Here is a 768-nt window from a genome sequence, read left to right on the forward strand (position 1 = left end):
GTCACGAACATCGGCCCAGCAATCTGGGCACAGCCAATCCACGATGTCTCCGTCAGTCCGGCCTGGTGTAATAATCTCTGGTGGTGACACTGCTGTTGCACAGCGGTTACACTCGATATGCCGATCTGGATTGTACGAGTCCGGAACCCACCACGGGCGTTGGTTAGGTGTTTCGTCGAGGCAGAGTAGATACCAGTCTGGAATTCCTCGTTCCCCGGCAAGGTACTGGTGTCCAAATTCCTGGATTCCAGCAGCGGTCACGCGAGCATAGCCGGCGACAAACCCCTGATAGTGAATCAGGTATACCGACTCTGATTCGCGTACGATGTCGAATCGATCGATTCCATCGGTGAGGATACGCGGATCAGTATCCGACGGACTTGCTGTGACGAGTTCGACCGATTCTTCGGAATTGTACGGTGGTTCCCTCTCGAACCTGCCAATTTCTTCGATATGTTTGTCGCTAATCTCGAGATCCATCGTCTTGATTTCTCTAGAATTGACAGGCAGTTATCGTGAGTGTTGTGGTAGGGCAACTCGAACTGTTTTGGAAAAGATGGGGCGGCGATACGTAGCGTCGACAATTCACTCACGTCGATCGGTCATCGGCCTCGACCTGACTGTTTCGGAGGTCGGAAAGCGTCCGGTGCCCGAACTCTGGATGGCACCAGTTTTTGTATCCGTTGATTGCAGTTGGTCTCTCTTCTGTTAGTTCGGCTATGAGCTCTTTCGTAAGACCGCTGAAAGAATAGACTTCATCATCGTACT

At 52.0% G+C, this 768-nt stretch carries 1 protein-coding gene; it reads right to left on the minus strand.

From position 1 onward, the window contains the following. Window positions 1–480, minus strand: a 480-nt coding sequence (locus D8Y22_RS22715; protein ID WP_217350910.1) for a hypothetical protein, incomplete at its 3' end; no start/stop codon positions are given. Window positions 481–768 lie beyond the last annotated feature (288 nt).

It is taken from the genome of Salinadaptatus halalkaliphilus (assembly GCF_006543045.1).
GTDB classification, from domain to species: domain Archaea; phylum Halobacteriota; class Halobacteria; order Halobacteriales; family Natrialbaceae; genus Salinadaptatus; species Salinadaptatus halalkaliphilus.